Source organism: Actinomadura sp. 21ATH, assembly GCF_041951345.1.
In the GTDB taxonomy this organism is placed as follows: domain Bacteria; phylum Actinomycetota; class Actinomycetes; order Streptosporangiales; family Streptosporangiaceae; genus Spirillospora.
The window spans coordinates 160,686-182,126 of sequence record NZ_JBGNUR010000010.1; the positions used below are offsets into that span (position 1 = coordinate 160,686).

The 21,441-nt window shown below is 74.5% G+C and carries 21 protein-coding genes; 11 read left to right on the forward strand and 10 right to left on the reverse strand.

Features of this window, described 5'->3' with window-relative positions; translation table 11 throughout:
- The first annotated feature begins 13 nt into the window (after window positions 1-13).
- Genes paaC through paaE form a run of 3 tightly spaced genes read left to right on the forward strand, consistent with a single transcriptional unit; the run spans window position 14 to window position 2,523 of the window.
- Window positions 14-925 carry a 1,2-phenylacetyl-CoA epoxidase subunit PaaC gene (paaC, locus tag ACA361_RS26885; protein WP_375016255.1) on the forward strand — a complete coding sequence of 304 codons (912 nt, stop codon included), beginning with the start codon at window positions 14-16 and terminating at the stop codon, window positions 923-925.
- Entirely contained in the window at window positions 922-1,434 is a 513-nt protein-coding gene (paaD, locus tag ACA361_RS26890; RefSeq protein ID WP_375016257.1) for a 1,2-phenylacetyl-CoA epoxidase subunit PaaD, read from the forward strand. Before paaC ends, paaD begins: the two co-directional genes overlap by 4 nt.
- Window positions 1,435-2,523, forward strand: coding sequence for a 1,2-phenylacetyl-CoA epoxidase subunit PaaE (gene paaE, locus ACA361_RS26895; RefSeq protein ID WP_375016259.1), 1,089 nt, complete (start codon window positions 1,435-1,437; stop codon window positions 2,521-2,523).
- Between the two features lie 51 nt (window positions 2,524-2,574).
- Here paaE and ACA361_RS26900 read toward each other — a convergent pair whose 3' ends face one another.
- Entirely contained in the window at window positions 2,575-3,213 is a 639-nt protein-coding gene (locus ACA361_RS26900; RefSeq protein WP_375016261.1) for a TetR/AcrR family transcriptional regulator, read from the reverse strand.
- Window positions 3,214-3,332: 119 nt separating this feature from the next.
- The gene (locus ACA361_RS26905; protein WP_375016471.1) at window positions 3,333-3,941 is read right to left on the reverse strand and encodes a CatB-related O-acetyltransferase; all 609 of its coding nucleotides are present in this window, start codon (window positions 3,939-3,941) and stop codon (window positions 3,333-3,335) included.
- A gap of 126 nt (window positions 3,942-4,067) precedes the next feature.
- On the opposite strand from ACA361_RS26905, the gene ACA361_RS26910 reads away from it, so the two are divergent.
- Entirely contained in the window at window positions 4,068-4,682 is a 615-nt protein-coding gene (locus ACA361_RS26910; protein ID WP_375016263.1) for a TetR/AcrR family transcriptional regulator, read from the forward strand.
- Window positions 4,683-4,805: 123 nt separating this feature from the next.
- Window positions 4,806-7,529 carry a DUF4132 domain-containing protein gene (locus tag ACA361_RS26915; protein ID WP_375016265.1) on the forward strand — a complete coding sequence of 908 codons (2,724 nt, stop codon included), beginning with the start codon at window positions 4,806-4,808 and terminating at the stop codon, window positions 7,527-7,529.
- 12 nt (window positions 7,530-7,541) lie between these two features.
- Here the strand turns inward: ACA361_RS26915 and ACA361_RS26920 are convergent, their stop codons facing one another.
- Both ACA361_RS26920 and ACA361_RS26925 read right to left on the reverse strand, forming a co-directional pair.
- Window positions 7,542-7,919 carry a hypothetical protein gene (locus ACA361_RS26920; protein WP_375016267.1) on the reverse strand — a complete coding sequence of 126 codons (378 nt, stop codon included), beginning with the start codon at window positions 7,917-7,919 and terminating at the stop codon, window positions 7,542-7,544.
- A gap of 105 nt (window positions 7,920-8,024) precedes the next feature.
- Window positions 8,025-8,612, reverse strand: a complete 588-nt coding sequence (locus tag ACA361_RS26925; RefSeq protein ID WP_375016269.1) for a TetR/AcrR family transcriptional regulator — start codon at window positions 8,610-8,612, stop codon at window positions 8,025-8,027.
- 205 nt (window positions 8,613-8,817) lie between these two features.
- Between ACA361_RS26925 and ACA361_RS26930 the strand changes: the two genes are divergently transcribed.
- From ACA361_RS26930 to ACA361_RS26940, 3 genes are all read left to right on the forward strand, one after another.
- Window positions 8,818-9,333 carry a carboxymuconolactone decarboxylase family protein gene (locus tag ACA361_RS26930; protein ID WP_375016270.1) on the forward strand — a complete coding sequence of 172 codons (516 nt, stop codon included), beginning with the start codon at window positions 8,818-8,820 and terminating at the stop codon, window positions 9,331-9,333.
- Window positions 9,334-9,907: 574 nt separating this feature from the next.
- Window positions 9,908-11,173 (forward strand): SGNH/GDSL hydrolase family protein, encoded by a 1,266-nt coding sequence (locus ACA361_RS26935; protein WP_375016272.1) that lies wholly within the window; start codon window positions 9,908-9,910, stop codon window positions 11,171-11,173.
- A gap of 167 nt (window positions 11,174-11,340) precedes the next feature.
- Window positions 11,341-12,243, forward strand: a complete 903-nt coding sequence (locus tag ACA361_RS26940; protein ID WP_375016274.1) for a hypothetical protein — start codon at window positions 11,341-11,343, stop codon at window positions 12,241-12,243.
- On the opposite strand, the gene ACA361_RS26945 is transcribed toward ACA361_RS26940, so the two are convergent.
- Window positions 12,200-13,462: a hypothetical protein gene (locus tag ACA361_RS26945; RefSeq protein ID WP_375016276.1), complete on the reverse strand. Its 1,263-nt coding sequence runs from the start codon at window positions 13,460-13,462 to the stop codon at window positions 12,200-12,202. The two genes, ACA361_RS26940 and ACA361_RS26945, sit on opposite strands and share 44 nt — an antisense overlap.
- A 31-nt stretch (window positions 13,463-13,493) precedes the next feature.
- A complete protein-coding gene (locus ACA361_RS26950) occupies window positions 13,494-16,277 on the reverse strand; it encodes an AAA family ATPase (protein WP_375016278.1) in 2,784 nt (927 codons plus the stop codon).
- Between the two features lie 124 nt (window positions 16,278-16,401).
- Here ACA361_RS26950 and ACA361_RS26955 point away from each other — a divergent pair, with 124 nt between their 5' ends.
- From ACA361_RS26955 to ACA361_RS26965, 3 genes are read left to right on the forward strand one after another with little or no spacing between them, the layout of a single operon-like run.
- A complete protein-coding gene (locus tag ACA361_RS26955; RefSeq protein ID WP_375016281.1) occupies window positions 16,402-16,974 on the forward strand; it encodes a DUF4240 domain-containing protein in 573 nt (190 codons plus the stop codon).
- 30 nt (window positions 16,975-17,004) lie between these two features.
- Window positions 17,005-17,295 carry an NUDIX hydrolase gene (locus tag ACA361_RS26960; protein WP_375016283.1) on the forward strand — a complete coding sequence of 97 codons (291 nt, stop codon included), beginning with the start codon at window positions 17,005-17,007 and terminating at the stop codon, window positions 17,293-17,295.
- Window positions 17,247-17,531, forward strand: a complete 285-nt coding sequence (locus tag ACA361_RS26965) for a hypothetical protein (protein ID WP_375016286.1) — start codon at window positions 17,247-17,249, stop codon at window positions 17,529-17,531. The genes ACA361_RS26960 and ACA361_RS26965 overlap by 49 nt, the downstream gene beginning before the upstream one ends.
- Window positions 17,532-17,550: 19 nt before the next feature.
- Here the strand turns inward: ACA361_RS26965 and ACA361_RS26970 are convergent, their stop codons facing one another.
- From ACA361_RS26970 to ACA361_RS26985, 4 genes are all read right to left on the reverse strand, one after another.
- Window positions 17,551-17,967 (reverse strand): DUF2809 domain-containing protein, encoded by a 417-nt coding sequence (locus ACA361_RS26970; protein ID WP_375016288.1) that lies wholly within the window; start codon window positions 17,965-17,967, stop codon window positions 17,551-17,553.
- A 59-nt stretch (window positions 17,968-18,026) separates the two neighbouring features.
- Window positions 18,027-19,802, reverse strand: coding sequence for a DUF6745 domain-containing protein (locus ACA361_RS26975; RefSeq protein WP_375016290.1), 1,776 nt, complete (start codon window positions 19,800-19,802; stop codon window positions 18,027-18,029).
- Window positions 19,803-19,888: 86 nt separating this feature from the next.
- A complete protein-coding gene (locus ACA361_RS26980; RefSeq protein ID WP_375016292.1) occupies window positions 19,889-20,542 on the reverse strand; it encodes a hypothetical protein in 654 nt (217 codons plus the stop codon).
- Between the two features lie 131 nt (window positions 20,543-20,673).
- On the reverse strand, window positions 20,674-21,441 hold the full coding sequence (locus tag ACA361_RS26985) for an SDR family oxidoreductase (protein ID WP_375016294.1): 768 nt from the start codon (window positions 21,439-21,441) through the stop codon (window positions 20,674-20,676).

Sequence of the window (21,441 nt, forward strand, 5' to 3'; positions counted from 1 at the left end):
GAGGCGGGCCCCGATGAGCGACGACCGCGAGAGCGTCTTCGACGGCCTGATCGAGGGCGGGGACACCGGGCAGTGGGCGTTCGGCACCGACTTCGAGGACCCGCTGGCCGGCGTGGACACCGCGGTGCCGGCCGGTACCGACCGCGCCGAGCTGGCCGCGTACTGCCTGATGCTCGGCGACGACGCCCTGATCATGTCGCAGCGGCTGGCGGAGTGGTGCAGCCGCGCCCCCGACCTCGAAGAGGACATCGCGCTGGCGAACACGGCCCTCGACCTCCTCGGCCAGGCGCGCCTGCTGCTCGCCCGCGCCGCCGCGGCCGACCCCGGCGCCGTGCCCGGCCTGCCGGAGGGCTCGCCGGTGCCGCCGGAGGACGCGCTCGCCTTCTTCCGGGACGCCGGAGCGTTCCGGAACGTGCGGCTCGCCGAGGTGCCGAACGGTGACTTCGCGCACGCCGTCGTCCGGCTGCTGCTGTTCTCGGTGGCCCGGCTCGCCCTGTTCGAGCGGCTCCTCGCGAGCCGTGACGGCGTGCTCGCCGCCGTGGCAGCCAAGGGCGTCAAGGAGGTCGCCTACCACCGCGACTGGGCGGGCCGCTGGTTCCTCACCCTGGCGCGCGGCACGGACGAGTCGCGCCGCCGCCTCCTCGCGGCCCTCGGTGAACTGTGGCCGCTCCGCGAGGAGCTGTTCACCGCGCATCCCGTGGAGCTGTCGCTGGCCAGGGCCGGTGCCGGTGTCGATCCGGCCTCCTTCCGCGATGAGGCGGACGCCGTCCTGGACCAGGTGCTCGCCGTGAGCGGCGTGGACCGCCCGGAGGACCGCCCATGGCCTGCGGGCGGGGGCCGGGACGGCGCGCACACCGGCGACCTCGGCCGGCTCCTCGCCGAGATGCAGGTGGTCGCGCGGGCCCACCCGGGCGGGCGCTGGTGAACGCCCGGGACCGGGCGGCCGAGGTCGCCGCGCGGGTGCGCGACCCGGAGATGCCGATGCTCACCCTCGCCGACCTCGGCGTCCTGCGCGCCGTCGAGGTCAAGGACACAGCGGACGGCGGCACCGTCATCGTCTCGATCACGCCGACGTACACCGGCTGCCCCGCCATGGCCACCATGCGGGACGACCTCGTCCACCGGCTCAACGCCGCCGGGTTCCCGCGCGTGGAGGTGCGCGTCGTCCTCTCCCCGCCCTGGTCCAGCGACTGGATCTCCGAGCGCGGCCGGGCAGCCCTCCGTGCGGCCGGGCTGTCGCCGCCCGGGCCCGCGCCCCGCCCGGCCGCCGGACCCGTGCCGCTCACGCTCGGGCCCGCCAGGCGCGCCCCGTCCTGCCCCCGGTGCGGCTCGGCCGACACCCGGCCGACCTCCGAGTTCGGCTCCACCGCCTGCAAGGCCCTCTACCGCTGCACCGGCTGCCTCGAACCGTTCGAGCACGTCAAGGAGATCTGAATGACCACGCTCGCGCCCCGCGCCGCGCCGGCCCGGTCCGCCGCGTTCCACCCGCTGACCGTGGCGGCCGTGGACCGGCTGTGCGAGGACGCCGCCGCGATCACGTTCGCGGTGCCCGGCGAGCTGCGCGAGGCGTACGCGTTCCGGGCCGGGCAGTCGCTCACCCTCCGCCGCACCGTCGGCGGGCGGGAGGAGCGCCGGTCGTACTCGATCTGCGCGCCGGCGGGGGAGGCGCCGCGCATCGGCGTCCGCGAGATCCCCGGCGGGCTGTTCTCGTCCTGGCTCGTCCGCGAGGTGCGGCCCGGCACGCGGATCGAGGTGGGACTCCCCACCGGGTCCTGGCGGGCCGACCCGGCACGGGGCGAACGGCACCTGTGCGTCGCGGCCGGCTCCGGGATCACCCCGATGCTGTCGGTCGCGTCCACCGTCCTCACCCACCCCCGCGCGCAGGTCTCGCTCCTGTACGGCAACCGGACCAGCCGCACCGTGATGTTCACCGAGGAGCTCGGGGACCTCAAGAACCGGTACGGGCCCCGGCTCCAGACCGTCCACGTGCTCTCCCGCGAGCCGCGCGACGCCGAGCTGCTCTCCGGCCGGCTCGACGGCGACCGGCTGCGCCGCCTGCTGACCGGCCTGGTCCCGGCCGAGGTGTTCGACCACGTCTGGCTCTGCGGGCCGCTGGCGATGGTGGAGGACGCCCGCGTGGTCCTCGCCGACCTCGGCGTCCCCGCGGACCGCGTCCACGTCGAGCTGTTCTACGTGGACGCCCCGCCGCCCGAGCCGCGCCGCGAGAACCGGCCGCCGCCCGGCGCGACGAGCGAGCTGACCACCGTGCTCGACGGCCTCCGCACGACCGCCGCCGTCTCCCGCGAGGCGACGCTCCTCGACGGCGCCCGGTCCGTCCGCGCCGACCCGCCGTTCGCCTGCAGGGGCGGCGTCTGCGGGACGTGCCGCGCCATGGTCCGCGAGGGCGAGGTCGACATGCGCCGCAACCACGCCCTGGAACCGGCGGAGGTGGCCGCCGGGTTCGTCCTCTCCTGCCAGACGTTCCCGGTCGGCGACCGGGTGACCATCGACTTCGACGCCTGAGGACGCCTGACGGCGTTCCTGGAGCGGCGCGGATCGTGGGGAGCGGCCGGCTCAGCGCTCGTGCCGCGCCAGCCCGTCGAACGCGATCGCGGTGATCGCGCCGGCGACCGTCGCGGTGTCGTACGCGCCGTCCGCGCGGTACCACTCCACCAGCGAGTTCACCATCCCGAACAGCAGCCGGCTCACCAGGGCCGGCGGCACGTCGTCGCGCAGCGCGCCCTCCGCGACCGCGTCCGCGACGAGCGCGGCGAGGCGGTCGTCGAGCCAGCGGCGCCGCTCCAGCGCCGCCAGTTCCACCTCGCTGTTGCCGCGCACCCGCAGCAGCAGCGTGACGGACGGCTGGTGCGCCACGAGCACCTCCACGCTGCGCCGCACCACCTCCCGCAGGCGGCCGTAGGCGGTGTCCCCCGTGTCCCCGGCGTTCTCGCCGGACGCCTCGGTCACGACGGCGGTGAGCTCGTCGAGCGCGTCGTCCAGCGCCTGCCCGAGCAGCTGCTCCTTGCTGGTCACATGGTGGTAGATCGCCGGCTTGGTCAGCCCCAGCTCCTTGGCCAGGTCCCCCACGCTCGTCGCGTCGTACCCCTTGCGGTTGAACAGTTCCACCGCGGCGCGCAGGATCGCCGGCTGGTCGTAGCCGGGACGGCCGCGCCGGCGGCGCGGCGCCGGTTCGGCGGGCCCGGTCGTCGTCATCCGTGCAGCATCTCACACACCCGGCGGCCGATCCGGCCGCGGCCGGGCGGCCGCTGATGGTGGCGTTGGCTCGCGCGGACCGACCGTGGCCAGGTCGTCGAGTTCGGCCCTAGTGAAGGTCATGAACGCATCCCGCCGGCGTTCTCGAGTTCGCCGATGTCGCCGGACATGATCGTGCGGATGTGCGCGGTGATGTGCTCCAGCGGCCAGTCCCACCAGGCCACGGCCAGCAGGCGGGCGATGTCCTCGTCGCTGTAGCGGCGGCGGATGACGCGGGCCGGGTTGCCGCCCGCGATGGCGTAGTCGGGGACGTCGTCCACGACGACCGAGCCGGAGGCGACGATCGCGCCGTGGCCGATGCGGACGCCGGGCATGACCAGCGTCCGGTAGCCGAGCCAGACGTCGTTGCCGAGCACGGTGTCGCCCCGCCCGGGCAGGCCGGTGATCAGGTCCATGTGCTCCGTCCAGGAGCCGCCCATGATCGGGAACGGGAACGTCGAGGGGCCGTCCATCCGGTGGTTGGCGCCGTTCATGATGAACCGCACGCCCTCGCCCAGCGCGCAGAACTTCCCGATCACCAGCCGTTCCGGCCCGTAGTGGTACAGCACGTTGCGGGTCTCGAACGCGGTCGGGTCGTCCGGGTCGTCGTAGTACGAGAACTCCCCGACCTCGATGAGCGGCGAGGTGACGAGCGGCTTGAGCAGCACCACCCGCGGCTGCCCGGGCATCGGGTGCACGACGGTCGGATCGGCGGGAACGGGAGCGGTCACGAATCACTTCTCTTCACTATTGCGACATGTGATGCATTAAGATGCTGCCATGAAGACGATCCCCGGGCAACCGGACGGGCCGCGATGACCTCCGGCGAGGGCGGCGGGGAGCCGCCCGACCGGCGCCGCCGGCCCGGCGGCCGTACCGCCCGCGTCCGCGCGCAGGTGCTCGAAGCGGTCCGCGCGGAGCTCGGCGAGCACGGCTTCGACGGGCTCACCATGGACGCCGTCGCCGCCCGCGCCGGCGTCCACCGCGCGACCGTCTACCGGCGGTGGGGCGACGTCGGCGGCCTGCTCGCCGACGTCCTCGACGCGGCGGGCGACGACGACTGGCGGCCGCCGGACACCGCCTCGCTGGAAGGCGACCTGGCGGCGCTCAACCAGGAGATCCAGGACGCCATGGCCGCCGAGCCGTCGATCATGGCCGCCCTGATCGCCGCCTCGTTCCGCTCCGAGAAGGCCGCTCAGGCCCAGCGGCGCCTCTGGGAGGACCGGTACGCCCGCTGCGAGATCGTCGTCGGCCGGGCCGTGCGGCGCGGCGAGCTCCCGCCGGGCACCGACGCCCGGCGGCTGCTCATCGCCGCCACCGCGCCGCTGTACCACCAGCTGGTGCTGCTCCGCACGCCCCCGGACCCGCTCCTGCCCGGCCACGCGGCCAGGGCCGCCGCCCTCGCCGCGGCCGCCGGCGCCTTCACCTGACCGCTGGGGGACGGGCCCGCCGGCGGCGGGGAGGACGGATCGCGCTACGGAGATGATCTCCCTAACCTGTTCCGGATCGGACCGCGCTCCGGGCGCGCCGACCGACTCTGGAGCGAGGCCCCCATGGACGAGCAGTTCCCATCGGCACCGGACGAGGACGCCCTGGCCGTCCCGGGCGCATGGTTCCGCGGGCTGCATCCCCGGCGCGGCGGCCGGCCGGGCCCCCGGATCAAGGTCGACGGCTCCGCGGTCGCGGCCGTACGCGAGCGCTTCGGCGAACTGGAGGCGACGACCCCGCTCGCCGAGCACGCCGGCGTCGGGCCGGACTCGGCCGAGGCGGCGCGCGACCACCTCGCCGGCGGCGCGAACCCCCACGGCGCCGCCGTCGTCGCCGCGCTCCTGGCCCAGGACGCCGGCCACCGGAGCGTCGACAGGCTCGCGGCGCCGCTGGCGGACTCCTGGGTGACCGAGCACGGGCTCGCCTTCGCCGCCCGCGCGTTCGCCGAGCTCAGCCAGATCACCTGGGGCTTCCCCGGCCTCCGGCCCATCGAGGACCCCGACTCGCGGGCCCAGGGCCGCTCGACGGCCGCCTCGACGAAGATGGTGAAGGCCGGCGCGCGGCTGCGGGCGCTCCTGGCCGCCGCCGGCGATGACGAGTACACGGAGGCGGTGGACGCGCTGGCGGAGCACCGCCGGACCGCGACGCAGCGCGCGGCCGTCTCCTTCCTGGTGCCGACCCGGCACGACTGGGTGGACGACTGCTTCGCCGCCCCGCCGGACGCCGGCCACGAGTGGGACTTCTGGCAGCTGATGTACGCCTCGCTGGCCACGCCCGCGCAGGTCGACCAGGCCACCGCGTCCATCACCGCCCACCGGTACCTGCTGTGGTGGTGGGACCGGCCGCTCCTGGTCACCATGGTGGACGGGGCGGGCACGGCCGTCGCGCCGCTGCTCGCCAGGGCGCTGGAGGTCGGCGCCGGCGAGCAGGCCATCCGCAAGAACGTCCCGGAGGTCCTGGCGTTCCTGCCGGACGACGGAGCGTTCCAGGCCCTGCTGGACCACGCCGGGGAGAAGCACGTCCGGCCGGCGCTGCCCGCGGCGATGAAGCGCTTCCCCGCCCGGGCGTTCCGGCTGCTGGCGCCGGCGGCCGCCGGAAACGCGGAGCTGGCCGGCCGGCTGGCCGAGCACGTGCGCGCCGACCCCGGGACGGCGGCGGAGCTGCTGCCGAGCCTGCCGCCCGAGACGGCCGCGGTCGTCGGCGCGCTGATCCCCGGCCACGACCTGCTGCCGGACGCTCCGGCGGACGCCCTGCCGCGGCCGCTGGCCGACCCGCCGTGGCTGCGCCGCGGCGAGCGCCGCCCGGCCGCGGACCCGGCGGACCCGCTGGAGGCCCTGCCCGCCCGCATACCGGCCGTGGGCGACTGGGCCGACGCCCGCACGCTCCCGCAGATCCGGCTCCGCGGCCGGGAGGACGCCGTCCCCGCCGGCGCCGTACGGCACCTGCTGACGATGCTGGCCATGTCCGAGCACGGCGCCGTGTACGCGGGCGTCGAGCTCGTCAAGGAGGCGTGCGACCCCGAGTCGCTGACCGAGTTCGCCTGGGCGCTGTTCCTCCAGTGGGACGGGAACGGGGCCCCGGCCAAGGGCGGCTGGGCGCTGGCGCAGCTCGGCTGGCTCGGCGACGACTCGACCGTCTCCCGGCTCACCCCCCGCATCAACGCGTGGCCGGGCGAGGGCGGCCACCGCAGGGCGGTCGCCGGCCTGGACGTCCTCGCGGCCATCGGCACGGACATGGCCCTGACGCGCCTGCACGGCATCGCGCAGAAGGCGCGGTTCAAGGGGCTCAAGGCACGGGCCCAGGAGAAGATCCAGGAGGTCGCGGACCGGCTGGGCCTGACCGCCGACCAGCTCGCCGACCGGCTCGTCCCCCACTTCGGCCTGGACGCCGGCGGCGGGCTCGTCCTGGACTACGGGCCGCGCCGCTTCCACGTCGGCTTCGACGAGGCGCTCCGGCCGTACGTGTCCGACGAGGACGGCACCCGCCGCAAGGCGCTCCCCAAGCCGGGCGCCAAGGACGACCCGGAGCTGGCGCCCGCCGCGTACAAGAGGTTCGCCGCACTGAAGAAGGACGTGCGGACGGTGGCCGCCCTCCAGATCGGGCGCCTGGAGGCGGCGATGGTGGCGCGGCGCCGCTGGACGGCCGGCGAGTTCCGGCGCCTGTTCGCCGAGCATCCGCTGATCTGGCACATCGCGCGGCGGCTGGTCTGGATCGCCGAGGACGGCGGCAAGAGCACCGCGTTCCGCGTCGCCGAGGACCGCACGTTCGCCGACGCCGGCGACGGCGTGCTGACGCTGCCGGAGTCCGCCGCCATCGGCGTCCTCCACCCCGCGGAACCGGCGGGCGCCGACCTCGGCGCGTGGTCCGCGGTGCTGGCCGACTACGAGATCGTCCAGCCGTTCCGGCAGCTCGACCGCGCGGTGCACGCGCTGACCGCCGCCGAACGCGCGAGCCGCCGCCTGGACAGGTTCCAGGGCGCCTCCATCCCCGGCGCGGCCGTGCACGCGCTCGAACGGCACGGCTGGCGCCGCACGAGCCCCATGGACGCCGGCCTCCAGCACGCCCTCTACCGCGAACTCCCCGGCGGCCTGCTCGTCAACATCAGGCTGGAGGGCGGGATCCCGATCGGGGCCGTCGAGGGCACGCGGCTGGAGGAGATCTGGCTGGCCGCGCAGGCCGCCGGCGACTTCCGGCCGGAGCCGCACGGCGCCCTGCCGTTCGGCGACCTCGACCCGGTCAGCGCCTCCGAGGTGCTGGCCGAACTCTGCGAGGCGGTGCCGGGCGGCTGAGGGGGCGCGGGATCAGCGTCCCTTGATCGCCTTCCGGATCTCCTTCATGGTCCGCTGGTTGAACTCGCGCACGTCGGACGGGCTGTTCTCCCGGGCGGTGAACGCGGCGACCTTGGTCCGGCGCACCGTCCCGTCCGGCCGCCGCCACACCAGCGTTGCCTCGTGGACGTCGACGTGCGTGACCGCCTCGCGCGGGATCCGGGTCGTCCTGAGCACGCCTCTCAGGACGACCTGGCCGTCCCGTATCTCCACACCCAGCCGGTAGGCGCGCACGGCGAGGGTGACGCCCGCCAGGAAGAGCAGTACGCCGAGCGCGGCGGGCACGGCGCTGCTCGCGTCGGGATCGGCGGCCAGCGCCCTGGGCGCGAACAGGGACAAGCTCGCGAGCATCAGGACCACTCCCAGCACGCAGTTCAGGAGCCGGGGCACGAGGGGGGTTCTCCAGACCATGTATTTAAGACGGTCGGCGCGTCCTCCTGGCTCCCGGCCGCGCCCCTAGCGTCGAGCCGAACGGTGGTGGTCGAGCAGGGGGAGCAGCACGTCGTCGGCCAGGTGGGTCAGGAACGCCCCGTCCAGCGGCTCCCCGGTGATGAACAGCCGCGAGAACAGCAGCGCCGACACGATCTCGGCGAACATGCCGTGGCCGGCCCCGGGCGCCAGCTCGCCGCGCTCCACCGCGCGCTCCAGCACCTGGCCGAAGACCTCCTGCTTGTCGTCGAGGACCTGGCCGCGCACCGTCCGCGCCAGCTCGGCGTCGCGGCGCATCGCGGCGATCAGGCCGAGCAGCAGCGCGGCGTCCTGCCCGGTCAGGCTCGCCCGCATGACCTCCAGCACCGCCAGCACGTCGCCGCGCAGCGACCCGGTGTCGGCCGGCGCCCGCGCGGCGGTCCCCGCGTGCCGCCGCACCGCCGCCACGACGAGGCCGGCCTTGTCGGGCCACCGCCGGTAGATCGTCGCCTTGCTCGCCTTGGCGCGGGCGGCGACCGCGTCCATCGTCATCCGGTCGTAGCCGACCTCGGCCAGCAGTTCGAGCGTGGCGTGGAGGATCGCCTCCTCCCGCGCCGTACCGCGATTCCCCACCATGCCGCCACCCCCCCCGTATCCGAAACGAAACCGTACCGTACACAGTGGACGGGGTCCAGATCACTGGCTGCAGAACAAGGCCGGCCCAAAATCTGCGAAGAAATCCGTCTCGACCGGTCACGTCGGCGCCGTCCGAGCCGTCAGTGCGGTGAACGAGCCGATAAGGCGGGCGCGAACGGCCCGCCGCACCGAAGGGACCACTTCCATGAGCGAGACCGCCATCGACCTCGACGCCGTCACCTCCCGGTTCTCCGACCCCCAGCAGCTGGTTCCCGAGCTCGGCGATGTCGCCGCCGCCCTGTTCAAGCTCGTCGGGAACGGCGCGGTCGCGCGGAGCACCGTCGGCCTGGTCCACCTGCGGGCCGGGCAGCTGGTGGAGAACACCTACCTGACGGTCCTGCACACCGGCAACCTGCGCCGCGCGGGCGTGTCGGAGGAGAAGATCACCGCCGTGGCGTCCTGGAAGGACGCCCCCTACTTCAGCGACGCCGAGCGGGTGGCGCTGGAACTGGTGGAGGCCGTGCTGGCGCCCGCCTCGCGCGGCAAGGGCGTCTCCGACGACCTGTACGCGCGGGCGACCGAGCACTACGACCCCGCGGCGCTGGCCACGCTGGCCATGGTGATCGGGCAGGTCAACTTCTTCATCCCGCTCGCCCTCATCGGCCGGCCGCTGCCCGGAGTCTCCCCCGCCGACCAGTGGCGCACGACCCCCGCCGCCTGACCGCGCATGCCCCCACCAGTTGACTCGTGGCGTGTCCACCTCCAGCGGCCGCAAGAAACACGCGACACGCCACGAGTCAACCCGGGGGCGCCCCGAGACGGCGGCCGACTGGCCTGGACGCACGCGAGCAGCGACTTCCTTACCGCCGCCCGACTTGAAGCGCACCGCGTCGGCTTCCTGCAGCCGCCCTGATGCGAGGGCACCGCGTCGGCCTACTCGTCGCGAGACCACTGCGTCGGCGTGCTCGTCGGCGTGCTCGTCGGCGTGCTGTTGTCAGAGCACCACGTCGGCTTTCTCGCGGTCGCTCTGCTGCTAGGGCGTCGCGTTCGTCAGCTCGCGTTGCTCTGTTGCCGGGGCACTGCGGCGGCCTGTTCGTCGGTGCTCTGCCCTAGCGGCACCGGACCTGCTCGCTTGGCGGCGTCGCGGGGGTGGGCTCGTGCCGTTCTCGGCCTGCATGGCCGCCTCCAGCGCCACAGGGCCCATTGGTCATGGGGGTGGTGAGTCGTCCAGGGCTCCACGTCCACCGGTTCCCGTTCCGACTACTCGACCACTTGGAAATAAGGAGCGTTCGATCATGTCCTCACCCAAGGTTCGCGCGTCCGTGGTCGCGGCCGCTGCGGCCGCGTCCCTGGCCGCGGCGCCGCCCGCGACCGCTGAGACGCGCACCACCTGGAACGGCGCGTGGACGGCGGCGGCGATGCGGCCGTCCGGCTCCCCCTGGTTCGCCACCTGGGCCGAGCAGGGCTTCGCCGACCAGTCGGTACGGCAGATCGTCCGCGTCGGCTCCGGCGGCGCCAAGGTGCGGATCCGGCTGTCCAACGCCTATGGCGCCGCGCCCCTGCGCATCACCGGTGCCAGCGTGGGTCGTACCGCCACCGGTGCGGCCGTCCGGCCGGGTACGATCCGGCCGCTGCGCTTCGACGGCTCCACGTCCACGACGATTCCCGCGCGCGGACGGACTGTCAGCGACCCGGTCACCCTCCCGACCAAGGCCCGCGAACAGCTCACGATCACGCTGTATTTCAAGGGGGCCACCGGTCCGACCACGCACCACCAGCTGTCGATGACCACCACCTACCGCGCGGCCGGCGACCATCACCGCGACACGGCCGGCGCCGCGTACACCGACAGGATCGAGCCGGGTTTCGGCTCCTGGTACTACCTGGAGGGCGTGGAGACGTCCGGCGGACGTCCTCAGCCGCGCGCCGTCGTCGCGTTCGGGGATTCGATCACCGATGGGTTCGGGGCGACCATCGACGGCGACGACCGCTACCCCGACGCGCTCGCCGAGCGCCTGCTCGCCGCCGGACGCCCTCACCCGGTGCTGAACGCCGGGATCGGCTCCAACAAGCTGCTCAGCGACTCGGCCTGCGGTGGCGACGCCGGAGTCTCCCGGTTCGCCCGGGACGTTCTCGGGCAGCCGCGCCTCGGCACCGCGATCGTGCTGATCGGCATCAACGACATCCAGCTTCCCGACGACCGGATGTGCGGCGTCGACCGCGACGACCCGCCGGTCACCGCGAAGCGCCTCATCGACGGCCACCGCACGCTGATCAGCGCCGCCCGAGCCCGCGGCGTCAAGGTCATCGGCGGCACCCTCACCCCGTACCGGGGATCGGCGGGCTGGACGGCCGGCGGTGAGGAGATCCGCCGGCAGGTCAACCACTGGATCCGTACCAGCGGCGCGTACGACGCCGTCGCCGACTTCGACCGCGCGCTCGATCCGACCGGCACCGGCCGCATCCCGGACGGCCTGCACATGGGCGACCTCATCCACCCGAGTCCCGCCGGTTATGAGGCCATGGCGGATGCCGTCGACCTGGGCGATCTGAGGCGCTGACCTCGGCTCTCCCTCCCCTGCCCTCCGGCAGGGGAGGGGCCGGGCCGACGGAACCGCGCCTATCCGGCGCGCAGTTGGCATATTTCGCTGAAAAATGGGATGGTCATGCGGTGGCGAGTTTTTCTTATGTGGGCTCAGGGCCGTATTGCTACTCCAATTCTCTCGCGATGATGATGGGCGATGGTGCTCCTCCGGCGGCGGTCATCGAGGTCGCGACCGGCAGCCCGTTCGGTATGCAAATGGTCGGCGGTACGATGCCTTTCTTCGACCCTTATGGATGGAACCCTGAGATCGGTATCGAGAGGGCGTTGGCCAGTCTCGGTTGGACCGCCGAGAAAAACAGCGGGGGCGGCTTTGGCGCGGCGCTCGACCGCCTCACCTCGGCCCTGGGGGACGGCCCGGTCATGGTCGGCCCCGTCGAGATGGGGTACCTGCGCTACCAGCCGGGCAAGACCGGGCCGATCGGCGCGGACCATTACGCTCTCGTCCTCGGCGTCGACGGCGAGCGCGTGCTGCTGCACGACCCTCAGGGGTATCCCTACGCGCAGCTTCCGGTGGCCGATTTCATGGAGGCATGGCGGGGAGACGGCATCGACTACGGCGAGCCGTACACCATGCGTACGAATTTCATCCAGGTCGCGTCGGTCGGCGTCGAGGACGTCATCGGCGCGTCCATTCCCGGCGCCATCGATTGGCTCGGCGCCGACTCTGGCCACCCCATGCCGCCGGGCAGCCTCGGCAATGCCGCTGCCGCTGCCGCCCTTGCCGCGCTGCTCGAATCCGGTCGCGGTGAGGAATGGCGCGAGCATCTCGTCCACTTCGCGGTCCGCGTCGGCGCAAGGCGCGTGACGGACGCGGCCACCTGCCTCCAGCGGATCGGGCATGCCGCCGCGGCGGCCGTCATGTCCCGCCAGGCCCGGCTGATCGGCTCGCTCCAGTACTCCCTGGTCACCGGCGACTTCCCCGCCGCCGCCGGCTCCCTGCGCGCCCTCGCTCCCACCTACGGCGAGCTGCGCGCCGAACTCGTCAGAACGGAGGCTCGTCGATCCACTCCGGGGCCGCTGGGCTGAGGAAGCCGGGCCGTTGCTCGGAAAGGCACGAGTGAACGCGGTGCCGCACCCAGGGATCAGGATCGGAATCCTGTAGTTCGCGCAGCCGCGGGTGCAGCCGGACGAGGCCGAACCGGTCGGCCACGGCGACGCCGTGCGAACGAACGAGCGCGTCCGGGTCGTCCAGCAGCCTTCCGGTCACCTCCTCCAGCAGGTCCTGCCGGGAGTCCTCCTGCCCGAGGCACCAGGTGAGGCGGTCGGCCGCTCGCCTGCGCCGTTCTATATCCCCGCGTTCCAGTTCCGGCAGCACGTCGTCAAGGGTCAGCCTCCGCAGGAGGGCGAGCGCGTCGAGAGCCGGAGGTGTACGCGCCCTGGCGTACCGCGCGATGTCGTCCGCGATCGTCTCGGCGCCGGCGAGAGGGTGCCGGTCCTGGTGCCTCGGCCAACGCAGCAGTTCCCACATCTTGGCGCGCACGGCAGGGTCCACGTCGGCGGTCATGGCCTCGGTCAGCGCAGCCCAGCAGTCATCGCCGACGGCCGGCGATCCCAGCAGCGACTCACCGGCGCGTGCCCGCCGCTCGGGGCTCGGATCCTCCTTGAGAACGGTGACCAGCTCGGCTTCCCCCAGCGGGAGACGCTCGCCGAACCAGCCGACGTCGTAGCCGGCGATGGCCTCGTCCAGCCACCGTTCGTACCAGGCCAGGAAGCCGGCGTCCTCGACCACGTACGGGCCGAGCGGTCCGTCGTGATCGAGGTTGATCAGCCGTCCCCGTGCCGGTCCGGTCACGATGAGCCGGGTGGCGAGGGAGCATCCGTGGCCGGCGATCTCCAGCGTGCCGGGCAGGAAGGTCCGATCGGGTCCCGGCGGGTCCTCGTGCCGCTGCTCCCAGTCGCCGAGGCGGCGCGGTCCCGGGCGGTACGGGCTGGGCCGCGCGAGGTGTCCCGACCGCCGGTACGCGCAGCACGAGGCGTTCAGGCGGTAGATCCCGGTACCGGGCCCGGCGCCGCCGTCGCCCAGCTCGGTGACGAACAGCCGATACCCGCGGGGAAGCGCGACGCCGTGCCGCTCCTCGAACCCGCCCACCACGGCCTCCGGCAGCGGCGCCCCGAGCTCGAACCCGTGCGCCCACGCGCCGAACGCCTCGGCGGCCACCGGACTCGCCCTCGCCACCGCCAGCTTGCCGACGATCCGGTCCAGCCGAACATGCTCGTCATCTGGCACCCGCGTCGGCCCGCTCATGGGGGCGGTGCTCCTCCAGCCGGACGCCCGGTCAAGACGGGCCGTTCTTCGTTGGCGCCGTCGTCGCCACGACGTCGCGCAGTTGCACGCGGGAGCTGATCGAGAGCTTGGCGAAGATGTTGCGCAGGTGCCACTCGACCGTACGCGGGCTGAGGAAGAGCCGGCTGCCGACCTCCGGATTGGACAGGCCGTCGCTGACGAGCAGCGCGATCTGCCGTTCCTGCGGTGTCAGCTCCTCGCCGGACTGCGGCCTCGCGGTGCGGGCGCGGACGTTCTCGCCCGTGGCGAGCAGCTCGCGCTGGGCCCGTTCGGCGAACGCCTCCATCCCGATCGACAGGAACAGGTCGTGCGCGGTCCGCAGGTGTTCGCGCGCCTGGGCGCGCTGCCGGTCCCGGCGCAGCCACTCGCCGTACAGCAGGTGGGCGCGCGCGACCTCCGGGCGCAGCTCCGTGCGGCTCAGCCGCTCGATCGCCTCGCGGTGGAGTTCCCGCGCGGCGGTGCCGTCGCTCAGCAGGGCGCGGGAACGGGCGAGGACGCCGAGCGCCCAGTCCGTGCCGGCCGACTCCGCCGCGTCCGCCAGGTCGTCGAGCGCCGCGCGGGCGGCCGCGTCGTCGCCGGCGCGCACCGCCGCCTCGACGAGTTCGGGCAGCGCCCAGACCGACACCCACAGTTCGGCCATCCGGGTGCATACCTGGGCCGCCGCCAGCGCCTGCTCGTAGCGGCCGAGGCCGTTGTAGAGGACCGCGGCCGCCCACTGGGCGACCGTGACCCCCATCAGCTGGCCGCCCGCGCCGGCCTCCTCGATCGTGGCGGCGATCAGCGCCTCGGCCTCGGCGGCCCGCCCCCGCAGCGCGCTCAGCCTCAGCTCGACGTGCGGCGCGATGGGGACGCCCGTCGCCGCCGAGACGTCCTCGATCTCCGCGACGATCGCGTCCGCGGCGGTGAAGTCCCCGGTCCAGGAGACCGCGATCCCCAGCGACGTCAGGCAGAACGGCAGCTCGGTCAGGGCGCCGGCGGCGCGCACCCCCTCGACGACCCGGCCGACGATGACGCGCATGGCCCGGTCGTCCCAGACGGCCGCGCTGACGGCGTTGGCCACCCAGCCCCACTTCAGGACCTCGCGCACCGGAAGGTCCGCGAGCGCCGCCACCGCCCGCTGGAGTACGGGCACGGCCGCGGCCCGGCTCTCGGTGACGAGCAGCGCGTAGCCTTCGAGCACCAGGTCGAGGGCGTGCGGGGTCCCCGCCGGAGGCGGGAGCGCCCGCATCGCCTTGGAGATCGCCATCAGGCTGTCGGAGTGCGCGGCGATCAGCCCCGCGGTGCCCCACGCGATCAGGTACGTCTCGCGCGCCAGGTCCATGTCGAAGGGTTCGAGCCGCCGCGCGGCGGCCAGCAGCAGCGGCGGCGCCTCCTGGTTGAGGCCGGCCGCGAACGTGATGTGGCTCCGCAGCAGCTGCGCCCGGACGCGCTGGAACTCGTCCCGGGCGGTACGGTCGGCGACCTCGGTGTACCGGCGCGCGGTCTCCAGGTCGCCGGCCTGGAGCGTGGCGTCCGCGGCCGCCAGCGCGCGCTCGGCCCGGCGGGACGCGTCGACGGTCAGCGCCGCGCAGCGCTGCCGGAACGCCGCCGCCGCGGCCAGCCCGCCGCGCGCCTGCGCCCGGTCGGCGGAGCGCTCCAGTTCCGTGGCCACCGACTCGTCGGGCGCGGCCGCCGCGGCCGCCAGGTGCCAGGCGCGGCGGTCGGGCTCGTTCCGCGGGTCGGTGACCTCCGCCAGCGCCAGGTGCACGGCCCGGCGCTCCTCCTTGGCCGCCGACCGGTACACCGCCGACCGCACGAGCGGATGCCGGAACGTCACGTTCGTGTCCAGCGTCAGCCACTCCCGCGTACCGTCGACGAGCGCCTCCGCCGGCGTCACGCCGAACCGCCCGGCGGCCCCCCAGACCAGGGCGGGGTCGCCGACCGGTTCGGCCGCGGCGATCAGCAGGAGCAGCCGGGCCTGCTCGGGCAGGCCGGCGATGCGGGTCAGGAAGCTCTCCTCGATCCGGCTCGGCAGCGTGTCCGCGCGCAGCAGCCCGAACCCGCCCGCCAGCTGCGTCACGGTCAGCCCGCGCGGCAGTTCCAGCAGGGCCAGGGGATTGCCCCTGGTCTCGGTGACGATCCGAGCGCGCACGTGCTGGTCGAGGCGGCCGAACGTGACCGAGTCCAGCAGCGTGTGCGCGTCGGCGTCGCTGAGGCCGGTGATCTCCAGCTCGGGGAGGCCGAGCAGTGCCTGGGAGCGCTCCCGCGTCCCGAAGAGAAGCAGGACCGACTCCGCCAGCAGCCGGCGGGCCACGAAACCCAGGACCTGCAACGAGGCGTGGTCGACCCACTGCGCGTCATCGACGACGCACAGCAGCGGCCGCTGCTCCGAGGCGTCCGACAGCAGGCTGAGCACCGCCAGCCCGACCAGGAACCGTTCGGGAGGCGCCTGCGCCCGCAGCCCGAACACCGTCTCCAGCGCGGCGCGCTGCGGCGCCGGAAGGTGCTCCAGCCGGTCCAGCAGCGGCGCGCACAGCTGGTGCAGCGTGGCGTACGGCAGCTCCATCTCCGACTCGACGCCGACCGCGCGGAGTACGCGCATGCCGGCCGCCGCGCCCTCCGCGTACCCGAGGAGCGCCGACTTCCCGACTCCCGGGGCGCCGTGCATCACGAGCACGCGGCTCTCGCCGGTGCCGACGGCCGCGAGATTCTGATCGACGACTGAGCGCTCCGCGTCCCGTCCGAGGAGCGCGGCGTTCTCTTCGTGCCCCGCGCCGCGCCTGATCTGTCGCACCATGACCGCCTTCATCGCGTCCGGTGCCCTGTTCGGACGCATGTTAGGTCTGCCTAATCGTGTCCCAAACGATCGCCGAGCGAAAGTCGCGCGCCCGTCCTCCGGGCCGGGGCTAGGCTCCCTGGCCATGCGGATCGACGACTGGTGGGACCTCATCGAGCGGGCGCGCACCGCGGTCGGTGAGCGGGCCGATGACCGGAACCGTCCCGACGACCCCCTGCCCGGCGCGCTGACGGACGTCCTCGCCGCGCTGGAGCCGGTGGAGATCATCGACTTCCGGTTGAAGGCGGTCGAGGTGGCCGACTCCGCGTACCGGCGCCCGCTGTGGAACGCCGCCTACCTCATCGAGGGCGGCTGCGGGGACGACGGCTTCATGGACTTCCGCGACGGCCTGATCCTGCTCGGCCGGGACACGTTCACCCGGGCCGTGGTCGACCCCGACTCGCTCGCGGACCTGCCGGTGGTCGTCCGGATGAGCCGCGAGGAGAGCGGCTGGGTGGGCTTCGAGTCGCTGGGCTACCCGATCGAGGACGCGTACCGGAGATCGCAGGGCGAGACCGCCGCCTTCGACGCGGCCGTGGAGGCCGGCGTGCGCGCGATGAACCGTCCCGACGAGCCGGCCGGCGAGGGCTGGGACGTCGAGGACGACGACGCGATGCGCCGCCACCTCCCGCGCCTCGCCGCCCTCTTCCTCGACTGAGAACCGATCAGCGGGGCCGATACTGATGCCATGGCAGCATCCACGGCGTCGCCGTTCGCCCGCATCAAGATCCGTGTCGGCGCGCTGGTGTTCTGCGGGGACGAGGTCGCTCTGATCCGCCGCGACCGGCCCGGGTCGACCCACTTCAGCCCGCCCGGCGGCAATGTCGAGCACGGTGAGGACCTGCTGGCGGCGCTGCGGCGCGAGCTGGCCGAGGAACTCGACCTCGCCCCCTCGCAGGCCGGCCGGAGCTGCTCTGGGTCGTCGACCAGATGGTCACCCGCCCCGGGGCCACCCCGCCGCCGCGCAAGCTGCACCTGATCTACCGGATCCACGTCACCCCCGAGGTCCGCGCCGGGCTGACCACCCGGGAGTACGACGAGGTCCCCGGCGGTCACGAGGTCGGCCTGATCCAGTGGATCGACCACCGCGCGACGGCCGACCTGCCGATCTACCCGCCGATCGGTACGGCGCTCGCCGCGCTCTCCAGCCCGTCCGCCGCACTCGCCGATGCCGCCCTGCCCGCCGTCACCGACGACAACTACGTGTGGGTGTGACCGTGGCCCGGCCCGGCCCTCAGGACTCGGCGAGTGAAGGCCGTGCCCGGGAACGGCCGCGGGCACGCACGTACCGATGCGCGGCGGCCAGCGCGATGGCGCCGGCGGGGTACCAGAGGACGTCGACGAGGTCGAACTGGGCGCCCAGCAGCTGGCGCGCGAACCAGCTGCGCTGGGAGATCGCCGCCGGTACGGGGGTGAGCTGCGCGAACTCGATGAACCAGCAGTACGCGATCGTGGCACCGCCGGCGACCAGGGGAGAGACCGGCGGCCAGACGAAGACCGCTATCGCGTAGACGATGGCCGCGGACAGGGCGGCGCCTGAGTACTGTTCGACGGGCCCGTCCATCATGGCGCGAATGGCGTAGGCCGCGCCGGCGAAGCCGGCCGCCGACACGACCATCAGCAGCCGGGTCCAGCGCGCTGCGAGCGACATCGCGCAATCATAAGGCGCCGGCGTGGCCCGTCATGTCGGTGCGGGAACGGGGCCGTCCGTCAGCAGCGGAACCAGGTGCCGGGGCGGTACTCGTAGGCGTTGCCCTCCACGGTCATGATCAGGGTGAGGGCGGCCGCCAGGGCGTGGCCGGCCTGCCGGCGGGCCCGGTACTCCTCCGGTCCCAGCGGAGTCAGGCCGAGCGCGTCGGCCGCCTCCTCGTCGGCCTCCTCGGGGTCGCGGCCGTCGGGATGGGCGCTGACGATCAGTTCCAGGGCCTCGGCCAGGTCGCGGCCGAGCACCTCCGCGCCGCCCTCGGAATCGGCGTACAGCACCGGGCGCCGGGGAGCGTCGCCGCACAGGAAGTAGGTGCCGCCGGTGCCGTGGCCGCCGATCGGCTCCAGCCGGGCGCCGCAGGCCAGGTGGACCTCCTCCACGTGCTCGTCGCGGGCGAGGTCGAAGTCCAGGCCCGCCATGAGGTCGGTCAGCCCGGGGTCCTGCCGGATCCGGCGGAGCAGCGCCGGCTCGGGCGCGGCGCCGGAACCGTCGCCGAGCCATGCCGCGGCCGCCACCGGGTCGCCGGCGTCCGCGGGGACGGGCCGCCCGGTCCCGTCGGAGTGGACCACGACGCGGGCCGGGCGGCCGAACACCGCTTCGGGGACGTCGTACAGCGCCAGCGTCGCGCCCGGCTCGTCCGGAACGGCGACGGGGCCCGCCACCCGGGGCAGCGCGGCCTCGGCGGCGAACCGGCCCCAGCCCATCCGCTCGGCGGCGCAGCGCCGCAGGTCCGGGACCACGTGCCGGGCGGGCAGCCGCCCGGTGTACGACTCGGGACCCAGCCGCCGCGCGGCCCTCTCCTGGAGCTCGCCGTCCGAGGCCGCCGCGATGTCGGCGGCGCTCCACCCGGGGACGATCAGGTCGGACGGCACCAGGTGGCCATGCCAGAAGTGGTGCGCGAGGCCGTCCGCGAACCGTACCGCCGGGCCGTCCGCGCGGTGCGGCACCCCGCGGGCGTCGAGGTGCAGCTCGGCCGGAGGCGGCGTGAGGATCGCCGCGCCGTCGAGCGCCCACCACCATCCGGCGGCCGGGACGATCCGCGCCAGCGCGCCGACCGGTTCGGGGATCGTGGCGCCGAGCGTCGCCAGCAGGGCCGCCGAGATGATCGGCGCGGGGTCGCCGGGCCGGCGCGCCGACCGCCAGACCTCCTCCCACTGCCCGGCGGTGGGACGCGGCGCGGCGCCGTGCGGCCGGAGCGCGCCGCGCACGGCGTCCCGTTCGCTCGCGGGGAACAGTGGCGGCAGGTCCTCGATGAGCCGCGCGGCGACGTCGGCGCGCACCCGTTCGAGGTACGCGGGATCGCCCGCGCCGGCCGCCTGCAGCCGCCACTGCTGGACGACGCCGCTGGACATGGCCCAGGTGGGCCGGGTGACCTGCCGCGCGATGCCGTCCTGGAGCCGGTGCCACGATTCCCGGCCGATGCGCCTCGCGGCCTCTTCGGCGAGGTCGTATGCGTCCGGGCCGCTGCCGAGCGGTGTTCCGCGCGGGGCCGCGCCCGCCTCGGCCCATGCCGTGCGCGCCCCCGGAAGCCCGGCGAGGCGCGGGTGCGCGTGGCCGTGCGCGAGCGTCCACGCCGCCACCGCGCCCGCGACGGGGGAGTCCAGCCAGACGAACACCTCGGGCGGCCTGAGCCCGGCGTCCCGGTACAGCTCGGACACGCCGCGCTCGGCCTCGCCCCGGTCCGCCCGGGCGGCCCGGTCCGCCCATCCCGCGCACAGCTCGTCCACCGCGCGCCGATGCTCGTCGTGCGCCGTCAAGGATGCCTCCACATGCTCGTCCATCCGCTGATCGCGATTACGTCAGGGCCGCGAGGTCCACCAGGACCTCCGAGATCGTGACCGGGTCGCCGAAGCCGCCGGCCCGCGGGTCATGACTCCTCCGGGGGCAGCGCCAGGCCGCGCGACCGGGCCGCGTGCGCGAGCCGGTCCGCGGCGGCGTCGCGCCGCCCGGGCTGGCGGGCGTGCCGATGGACGTGCCGGAGCAGCCATTCGCGGGCGATGTCGCGGGCCGACTTGAGCCGGTGGAGCCAGTCCGCCATCAGCCGCGCGACCTCGACGTCCCGGAACGGCATGAGGACGGGCCCCAGCCGGTAGGGTTTGGCCTTCGCGTTCGCGAACACGATGTGATGGACATCGGTCCCGAAGCGCGCCGCCAGCGCCTTCCCGGTCTCCTCGGTGAGCGCCGGCCGCCAGTCCGGCAGCAGCGGGCGGACGAGTTCCTCGGGCGCCAGCCCGAACACGGCCGCCTGGCTCCGCGCGTCGGTGAGCTCCCCGTCCACGTACCTCCGGACGGCCTCCTCCCAGCCGCCGTCGACCGCGGCCGGGCGCTCGAACGGGGCCAGCCACGTCCGCCGCTCCCCGGGGGCCCAGACGATCAGGCGTCCGCCGGGCGCCTCCAGACCGTCCACCCGCGGGACGCCTCCGCGGGCCCTGCGCCGCGCCGCCACCGCCGCCTCGTGTTCCCGCAGCCGCCGCCTCCACGGTGGGTCGGCCAGCGGCGGCGGCACTCCGTCGTGCGTCACGTCGTCCTCTCCGATCACTGGGTTCGCCATCCGACGCAGGCCGGGAACGATCTGTTCCAGGGCGGGCCGGAGCAGGGGAGAGGCGCGGGCCCTCGTTCGGATCCGGCCCGCGGACCGCTCGGACGGGGCGCCTAGGAGCCGGCGGTCTGGGCGCGCAGGAACTCCTCCCACGTGTGCGTGCCGGTGGGGGCGTCCAGGCTGAGGTTGGCCCCGGACCGGTACGCCTTGCCGATCTTGCCGGGGACGCGGACCGGGAACCTCATCCGGCGCTTTCCCACCGTGGCCAGGTAGGCGCGCTGCAGCTCCTCCAGCGTGTACACGCGCGGCCCGACCAGGTCCGGGACGCGCCCCGCCGGGGCGCCCAGCGCCAGCTCGGCCAGCCGTTCCGCCACGTCGCCGGAGGCGACCGGCTGCCAGCGGATCCCGCCGGGCGCCGGCAGCACCGGCGCCTTGGCCATCGCCCGCACGGTCTTCAGCGTCAGCTCGTGGAACTGCGCGGCCCGCAGGATCGTGTACGGGATCCCGGAGGCGGCCACGATCTTCTCCGCCTCGGCCTTGCGGGCGAAGTAGCCGACCGGCACCGCGTCGGCACCGACCACCGAGATCAGCAGCAGGTGCTCCACGGTGCCGGCGCGCTGGGCGGCCTGGACGAGGTTGCGGGTGCTGACGTCGTCGCCCTTGGGGCCGCCCGCCAGGTGCAGCACGGTCCGTACCCCTTCCAGCGCCGCGTCCAGGCCCTCGCCGGTCATCAGGTCGACCGCCACGTACTGGACGCCGTCGGCGGGCTCGCGGTCGTGCCGGCTCAGCACCCGGACCGGGTGCCCGGCCCGCCGCAGGAGCGTAACGACCCGCGCGCCCAGAACGCCGGTGCCGCCGGTGACGAGGATGGTGGAGGACAT

What these genes read in the sequence shown, in the direction of transcription:
- ACA361_RS26950 (WP_375016278.1), bottom strand. Translation starts at nt 16,277, where the DNA reads ATGGTGCGACAGATCAGGCGCGGCGCGGGGCACGAAGAGAACGCCGCG.
- ACA361_RS26970 (WP_375016288.1), bottom strand. Translation starts at nt 17,967, where the DNA reads ATGTCGCTCGCAGCGCGCTGGACCCGGCTGCTGATGGTCGTGTCGGCG.
- ACA361_RS26900 (WP_375016261.1), bottom strand. Translation starts at nt 3,213, where the DNA reads ATGACGACGACCGGGCCCGCCGAACCGGCGCCGCGCCGCCGGCGCGGC.
- ACA361_RS26975 (WP_375016290.1), bottom strand. Translation starts at nt 19,802, where the DNA reads ATGGACGAGCATGTGGAGGCATCCTTGACGGCGCACGACGAGCATCGG.
- paaC (WP_375016255.1), top strand. Translation starts at nt 14, where the DNA reads ATGAGCGACGACCGCGAGAGCGTCTTCGACGGCCTGATCGAGGGCGGG.
- ACA361_RS26960 (WP_375016283.1), top strand. Translation starts at nt 17,005, where the DNA reads ATGGCAGCATCCACGGCGTCGCCGTTCGCCCGCATCAAGATCCGTGTC.
- ACA361_RS26985 (WP_375016294.1), bottom strand. Translation starts at nt 21,441, where the DNA reads ATGTCCTCCACCATCCTCGTCACCGGCGGCACCGGCGTTCTGGGCGCG.
- ACA361_RS26915 (WP_375016265.1), top strand. Translation starts at nt 4,806, where the DNA reads ATGGACGAGCAGTTCCCATCGGCACCGGACGAGGACGCCCTGGCCGTC.
- ACA361_RS26935 (WP_375016272.1), top strand. Translation starts at nt 9,908, where the DNA reads ATGTCCTCACCCAAGGTTCGCGCGTCCGTGGTCGCGGCCGCTGCGGCC.
- ACA361_RS26905 (WP_375016471.1), bottom strand. Translation starts at nt 3,941, where the DNA reads ATGCCCGGGCAGCCGCGGGTGGTGCTGCTCAAGCCGCTCGTCACCTCG.
- ACA361_RS26940 (WP_375016274.1), top strand. Translation starts at nt 11,341, where the DNA reads ATGATGATGGGCGATGGTGCTCCTCCGGCGGCGGTCATCGAGGTCGCG.
- ACA361_RS26920 (WP_375016267.1), bottom strand. Translation starts at nt 7,919, where the DNA reads ATGCTCGCGAGCTTGTCCCTGTTCGCGCCCAGGGCGCTGGCCGCCGAT.
- ACA361_RS26925 (WP_375016269.1), bottom strand. Translation starts at nt 8,612, where the DNA reads ATGGTGGGGAATCGCGGTACGGCGCGGGAGGAGGCGATCCTCCACGCC.
- ACA361_RS26910 (WP_375016263.1), top strand. Translation starts at nt 4,068, where the DNA reads ATGACCTCCGGCGAGGGCGGCGGGGAGCCGCCCGACCGGCGCCGCCGG.
- paaE (WP_375016259.1), top strand. Translation starts at nt 1,435, where the DNA reads ATGACCACGCTCGCGCCCCGCGCCGCGCCGGCCCGGTCCGCCGCGTTC.
- ACA361_RS26955 (WP_375016281.1), top strand. Translation starts at nt 16,402, where the DNA reads ATGCGGATCGACGACTGGTGGGACCTCATCGAGCGGGCGCGCACCGCG.
- ACA361_RS26945 (WP_375016276.1), bottom strand. Translation starts at nt 13,462, where the DNA reads ATGAGCGGGCCGACGCGGGTGCCAGATGACGAGCATGTTCGGCTGGAC.
- ACA361_RS26965 (WP_375016286.1), top strand. Translation starts at nt 17,247, where the DNA reads ATGGTCACCCGCCCCGGGGCCACCCCGCCGCCGCGCAAGCTGCACCTG.
- ACA361_RS26930 (WP_375016270.1), top strand. Translation starts at nt 8,818, where the DNA reads ATGAGCGAGACCGCCATCGACCTCGACGCCGTCACCTCCCGGTTCTCC.